General features: G+C 68.4%; 8 protein-coding genes. 6 read left to right on the plus strand and 2 right to left on the minus strand.

Going from position 1 to position 6,195, the window contains the following annotated elements; translation table 11 throughout:
• Positions 1–616 (minus strand): cytochrome c family protein (locus K2X24_RS16220; RefSeq protein ID WP_292499384.1); only part of this gene is annotated, 616 nt, incomplete at its 3' end.
• 306 nt (positions 617–922) lie between these two features.
• Between K2X24_RS16220 and K2X24_RS16225 the strand changes: the two genes are divergently transcribed.
• From K2X24_RS16225 to K2X24_RS16245, 5 genes are all read left to right on the plus strand, one after another.
• On the plus strand, positions 923–1,666 hold the full coding sequence (locus K2X24_RS16225; RefSeq protein ID WP_292499385.1) for a 3-deoxy-manno-octulosonate cytidylyltransferase: 744 nt from the start codon (positions 923–925) through the stop codon (positions 1,664–1,666).
• A 24-nt stretch (positions 1,667–1,690) separates the two neighbouring features.
• Positions 1,691–2,548 carry a prephenate dehydratase gene (locus K2X24_RS16230; RefSeq protein WP_292499386.1) on the plus strand — a complete coding sequence of 286 codons (858 nt, stop codon included), beginning with the start codon at positions 1,691–1,693 and terminating at the stop codon, positions 2,546–2,548.
• Positions 2,549–2,817: 269 nt separating this feature from the next.
• The gene (gene oxlT / locus K2X24_RS16235; protein ID WP_292499387.1) at positions 2,818–4,104 is read left to right on the plus strand and encodes an oxalate/formate MFS antiporter; all 1,287 of its coding nucleotides are present in this window, start codon (positions 2,818–2,820) and stop codon (positions 4,102–4,104) included.
• An 85-nt stretch (positions 4,105–4,189) separates the two neighbouring features.
• Positions 4,190–4,390, plus strand: coding sequence for a hypothetical protein (locus K2X24_RS16240; protein ID WP_292499388.1), 201 nt, complete (start codon positions 4,190–4,192; stop codon positions 4,388–4,390).
• Between the two features lie 213 nt (positions 4,391–4,603).
• Positions 4,604–4,762 (plus strand): hypothetical protein, encoded by a 159-nt coding sequence (locus tag K2X24_RS16245; protein WP_238282243.1) that lies wholly within the window; start codon positions 4,604–4,606, stop codon positions 4,760–4,762.
• A 72-nt stretch (positions 4,763–4,834) separates the two neighbouring features.
• On the opposite strand, the gene K2X24_RS16250 is transcribed toward K2X24_RS16245, so the two are convergent.
• Positions 4,835–5,560, minus strand: coding sequence for a tyrosine-protein phosphatase (locus K2X24_RS16250; protein ID WP_292499389.1), 726 nt, complete (start codon positions 5,558–5,560; stop codon positions 4,835–4,837).
• Between the two features lie 215 nt (positions 5,561–5,775).
• Between K2X24_RS16250 and K2X24_RS16255 the strand changes: the two genes are divergently transcribed.
• A partial coding sequence (locus K2X24_RS16255; RefSeq protein WP_292499390.1) for a GNAT family N-acetyltransferase occupies positions 5,776–6,195 on the plus strand: 420 nt, incomplete at its 3' end.

Below are 6,195 nucleotides of genomic sequence, written 5' to 3' on the forward strand. Positions count from 1 at the left end.
CGTCTGCGGGCTTGGCATCGCCGCTCTTCGCCGCCGCAGGCTGGGCCTCGGCGGGCTTGTCACCCTCGGCCTTCTTCTCCACGGCCGGCAGGGGGGCCGGCGTATCGGCGAGGCTGCGCAGATAGACGATCACGTCGGCACGCTCGGCGGGCGAGGTGATGCCGGCGAACGCCATCTTGGTGCCCGGGACGTAGCCCTTCGGGTTGGCCAGGAAGTGGTCGAGTTCGTCGTAGGTCCAGGTGCCGCCCTTCTCCTTCAGGGCAGCCGAGTACTCGAAGCCGGATTCGTGGGCGCGCTGGCGATCGACGACGCCCCAGAGATGCGGGCCGACCTTGTTCGGCCCGCCCTTCTCGAAGCTGTGGCAGGAGGCGCACTTCTTGGCGGCCGACTGGCCCTTGTCCACGGTGGCGCTGGCGAGGCGGATCGGCAGCGGCTCTGCCTTGGCCTCCGGCGCGGCACCGCCCGCGGCCTTCGCCTGCGGCTCCGGCAGGGCGTAACCGGCATTGCCCGGCGGCTTGGGATGATAGATCAGCTCTGCGACGAAGCCGGACCCCACGGCGAACAGCAGCGCCCCCAGCGCGGCACCCGCGACCTTGTTCAGCTCGAAAGAGTCCATTCTCGACAACTCCGGTGCGGCCGGCCTGAGGGAGGGAGAAATCAGGGCGAGGTCCAGCGCGTGCGTGTGCCGGACCTTGGAAACGGTCGAGGGTGCTTAGCCGCTGAAGCCCGACCTTGACAATGGTCCCGTCGCGCTTCGCGTAGTCGCAGAGCGGCCTGTGTCGCCGCCATCCCTCACTTCTTCAGACGCGAGTGCGCGCGTCCGGTTCCCGCGAGGCGAGAGACCGCGCCGGGAGCGCGCCGCATGACAACCCGGACGGGCGCTGTTAAGCACCGGCCCCAGCCGGAGCAGGGCCTTAGACCGATGTCCGATCCCATCGTCCTCATTCCCGCGCGCATGGCCGCGACCCGCCTGCCGAACAAGCCGATGGCCGACATCGCCGGGGAGCCGATGATCGTGCATGTCTGGCGACGCGCCGTTGAAGCCGGCATCGGCCCGGTGGTGGTGGCCACCGACACGCCGGCGATCGTCGACACCATCGAGGCCGTGGGCGGTCTCGCGGTGCTGACCCGGGCCGACCACCCGTCGGGCTCCGACCGCCTCGCCGAGGCCCTCGAGATCATCGATCCGCAGGGCAACCACGACGTCGTGGTCAACGTCCAGGGCGATCTGCCCACCATCGATCCCGGCATCATCGGCGCCGCGATCCTGCCTCTCGCCGACCGGTCCGTCGACATCGCCACCCTCTGCGCGGTCATCACGGAAGCATCCGAGCGGCGCGACCCGAACGTGGTCAAGCTCGTCGGCCACACCGTGGGCACCCGCCGCCTGCGCGCCCTGTACTTCACCCGCGCCGAGGCGCCCTGGGGGGAGGGGCCGCTCTACCATCACATCGGCCTCTACGCGTATCGCCGGAAGGCGCTGGCGCGCTTCATGGCCTTGCCGCCCGGCGAACTGGAGACGCGCGAGAAGCTGGAGCAGCTCCGCGCCCTGGAAGCCGGCATGCGCATCGACGCCATCGTGGTCGACGATCTGCCGCTGGGCGTCGACACCCCCGCCGACCTGGAGCGCGCCCGCGCCATCCTGGCCGCGCGCCGCCTGAACTGAGTTTTTCGGAGAGTCCTGCCCGCCATGCCCCATCACACCATCTCCTATCAGGGCGAGCCCGGCGCGAACTCCCACATCATCTGCGCCCAGGCCTATCCGGACTGGACGCCGCTGCCGTGCCCGACCTTCGAGGACGCCTTCGCGGCGGTGAAGGAGGGCCGTGCCGCGCGCGCGATGATCCCGATCGAGAACTCCATCGCGGGCCGGGTCGCGGACATCCACCACCTGATCCCGACCTCCGGCCTCCACATCGTCGCCGAGCACTTCCTGCCGATCCATTTTCAGCTGATGGCCCTGCCGGGGACCCCCGTCGAGGCGATCCGGACCGTGCATAGCCACGTCCACGCCCTCGGTCAGTGCCGCAAGATCATCCGGCGTCTCGGGGTCCGCGCCGTGGTGGCGGGCGATACCGCCGGTGCGGCGCGCGAGGTGGCGGAGGCCGCCGATCCGAGCCGGGGGGCCCTGGCCCCGGCCCTGGCGGCGGAGGTCTACGGCCTCGACATCCTCGCGCGCGACGTGGAGGACGAGAGCCACAACACCACCCGCTTCGTGGTGTTCTCGCCCGAGCCGGAACCGGTGGCCGCCGAGTCCGGCGCGATCGTCACGAGCTTCGTGTTCCGGGTGCGCAACATCCCGGCCGCCCTCTACAAGGCGCTCGGCGGATTCGCCACGAACGGCGTGAACATGTCGAAGCTCGAGAGCTACATGGTCGAGGGCCAGTTCTCCGCGACACAGTTCTACGCCGAGGTGGACGGGCATCCGGACGATGCCGGCCTCGCGCGCGCCCTGGCCGAACTCGCGTTCTTCTCGCGGGAAGTGCGGATCATCGGCATCTACCCCGCGCATCCCTACCGCGAAGCGAGCCGCGTCGCGGCCGAATAGCCTCCCGGGGATCCGCTCGCGTGTTCGATCCGACCTGAGCGGGTTTACGCCCGCGTTTGAGCGGCCGATTCGGTCTCGTCACCCGAGCCGGACCCATCGGGCCGGCGCCCGTCGTTGGCACGATGATGCACGACGCATCATCGTGCACCTGCCTGCGAGCAGGCTGCACGTTCCCGAACACATTTCATTCCCTGGTATATTGCATACAAAGAAATTTGGTGCATCCTGTCCGGGTCGGTGCGCAAACTCCGATCAAGAAGGAATTTGGGATGGAACGTCAGGACTCACCGTCCGCCAAGTGGTGGCAACTCGCCTTCGGCGTGCTCTGCATGGCGATGATCGCCAATCTGCAATACGGGTGGACGCTCTTCGTCGATCCGATCGACGCCAAGTTTCACTGGGGTCGCGCGGCGATCCAGTTCGCCTTCACGATCTTCGTTGCCACCGAAACCTGGCTGGTCCCGGTCGAGGCTTGGTTCGTCGATCGCTACGGCCCGCGCATCGTGGTCTGCTTCGGCGGGGTGATGATCGCGCTGGCCTGGTTCATCAACGCGCACGCGGATTCGCTCTTCCTGCTCTACGCGGCGGCGGTGATCGGCGGCATCGGAGCCGGTTCGGTCTACGGGACCTGCGTTGGCAACGCGCTAAAATGGTTCCCGCATCGGCGCGGCCTCGCGGCCGGCGCCACCGCCGCCGGTTTCGGAGCGGGCGCGGCCGTCACCGTGATTCCGATCGCCCGGATGATCGCCACCAGCGGGTACCAGGACGCCTTCCTGTTCTTCGGCATCGGGCAGGGCGCCATCGTGGTCCTGCTGTCGTTCTTCCTGCGCAAGCCCTCCCAGGCGGTGCCGGTGCAGCGAAAGACATTGCGCCTGCCCCAGGCGAAGGTCGACCGCACCCCGCGCGAGGTGGTGCGCACCCCCGTGTTCTGGCTCATGTACGCCATCTTTGTGATGGTGGCCTCCGGGGGGCTGATGGCGGCGGCGCAGATCGCCCCGATCGCCCACGACTTCAAGGTGGCGGACGTGCCCGTGAGCCTGTTCGGGCTGCAGATGGCGGCACTCACCTTCGCGATCTCCCTCGACCGCATCTTCGACGGTTTCGGGCGCCCCTTCTTCGGTTTCGTTTCCGACAATCTCGGGCGCGAGAACACGATGTTCATCGCCTTCTCGATCGCCGCCCTGGCGATCATCACCCTGCTGACCTACGGGACGAATCCGCTGGTCTTCGTCTTCGCGACAGCGGCCTATTTCGGGGTCTTCGGGGAGATCTACTCCCTGTTCCCGGCCACCTGCGGCGACACATTCGGCTCGAAGTTCGCCACCACCAATGCGGGCCTGCTCTACACCGCCAAGGGCACCGCTTCGTTCCTGGTGCCGATCGCCAGCGTGATCTCCGCGACCTACGGCTGGTCCGCCGTGTTCTCCATCATCATCGGCCTGAACGTGGTCGCGGCGATCCTGGCGATGTTCGTGCTCAAGCCCCTGCGCACGCGCTTCCTCGCCGAGGACGAGGTCGCCGCACCCGCAGCGGTCCGTCCGGTCCAGCTCGCCTGACCGATCGGCGCGGGGCACGCCGACCACCGGACTTCCGGCGGGGTGAGGCCCCACCCCGCCGGCCGAACCCGACCGAGGTTGCTTCATGAAAATCGCCGCGGCCCTGGCTCTCCAGAGTGTCCCCTTCGCGGGCTACGTCTTCGCCGGCGGTCAGAACCGCGATCTCTTCGCCGTCCTCTATCTCAGTGCCCTGGGGGTCGTCCTCACGCTGAGCGCGCTCTTCGGGGACGGCCTCGTCGACGCCGCCGATCTCGCGAAGATCACCGAAGCGCTGACCACGAACTGATGCGTGCGCCGCAGCATCCCTGGTTCCGCGCGTTCGACAGCGATGCGTTCACCGGTTGACGGTCAGGCGCCAAACGATCGGGTCTGCCCATTGATGCGGTCAAGAGGTGCGAGCTCCGCTTCTGCGGCATGACTGGTCCGCCGTATTTGGTATACCAGCGATCATGGTGCGGTGCCATATACGGCTCATCGCATTCGCACCGGGACACCTCCGATGATCGCACTCTTCGTCGCCGCCGCCGCAGCCCTCAACGTCTCGCTGGTCTTCCTAGCCGCCAACGCGCTGACCCCGAAGAGCGGACCGCTCTCGACCTCCGGCCGCTTCATCGCCAGCAACGAGAACGCGCCCGCCGCGATCCGTCTCGCCGCCTGAGCATTCGAGGCTGCAGAGCCTGAACGACGAGAAGCCCGCCCGGCCCTGCCGTGGCGGGCTTTTCTGTGCGCGCTACTCGCGCTTGATGATCCGGTCGACCACGAGGTCCGACCAGAAGCCGGCGCGGAAACTGCGCTTGAGGGCCTCCGGGTCGTACTCGGTCTCGACCCAGGTCAGGAAATCGAGGCCGCGGGCCTCGCCCTCGCGCCGGTAGAGCGTGAAGAACGCATCCAGGATTCCGGTCTTGGCGAAGCGGAAATGGCCGTACCGCGCCGAGAGCTGGCCCATCGCGTCCGCGACCGGAAGGTTCTCGTGCAGGATGAGGTAGAGCGTGGCGGCGAGGCCCGCCCGGTCCGCCCCCGACTTGCAATGCATCATCGCTGGATATTCGACGGTGTCGAAGAACGCCTTCGCGGCCAGGATGGTCTCCCGGGAGGGCGCCTCCCGCGAGCGCAGGACGAACTCGACGAGCGTCAGGCCCTGGCGCTCGCAGGCCTCGCGCTGGAGAGGCCAGGAGCCGTGCTCGCGCCCGCCCCGCAGGGAGATCACCGTGCGCACGCCCTGGCGCTTGAACCAGGCGAGCTGGTGCGGCGTCGGCTGGGCCGACCGCCAGAGCTTGCCCTGGCCGATCCGGTGGCGGTTCAGGTAGGCGAGGCGGAACACCCCATGATCCACCAGCAGCATGTTCGCCCAGGCCTTGGCGCGGGAGACCGGACCGCCGATCGGGCGCTCGAACCGGGCGATCCGGGCCATGCGGCGCGCATCGCGGATCTCGGTGGTGAGGAAGCGCTTGAACACGGGGCGGGCGGAACCTGGGCCTGGACGAAATCTCGGATCGGATCTGTGCGCCGGCTCTAACAGCGCGACGCCTTGGCGGCAAACGTCGGCGGAGCCTTCGGCATCGACCTTGCGTTGCCGGAGGCTGCCTTGTCTTCGCCCGGATCGTCGCCTTCGATACGGTGACCGACACCGATGCGAACCGTCATTCGTTTCTTCGAACGCGGGGATCCGTCATGCGTACGAGCACCATCAGCATCCGCCGCGCCCGGCCCGCCGATGCGGATCGCCTCGCGGAACTGTTCGACGAGACCTGGCGTGAAGCCTACCGGGGCATCATCCCGGGCGTATCCCTGGAGCGGATGATCGGGCAGCGCAGTTCGCAATGGTGGCTCGGCGCGACGCAGCGCAATCGCCCCCTCGTGGTGGTCGATACCGGCGAGGCGGTGGTGGGCTATGCGGTCTACGGACCGGCCCGTGGCCGCCTGCTCCAGGCCCCGGGGGAGATCGACGAGCTCTACATCCGGCCGGACCACCAGGGCCTCGGCCTCGGACGGCGCCTGTTCCGGGCGATCCGCAACGATCTGGCCGATCACGGCCTGGTCCAGGCGGGGGTCTGGGCGCTGGAGGAGAACGACCGGGCCCGGTCGTTCTAT

The sequence above is a fragment of the Methylobacterium sp. genome, assembly GCF_019750675.1.
Classification (GTDB): Bacteria; Pseudomonadota; Alphaproteobacteria; order Rhizobiales; family Beijerinckiaceae; genus Methylobacterium.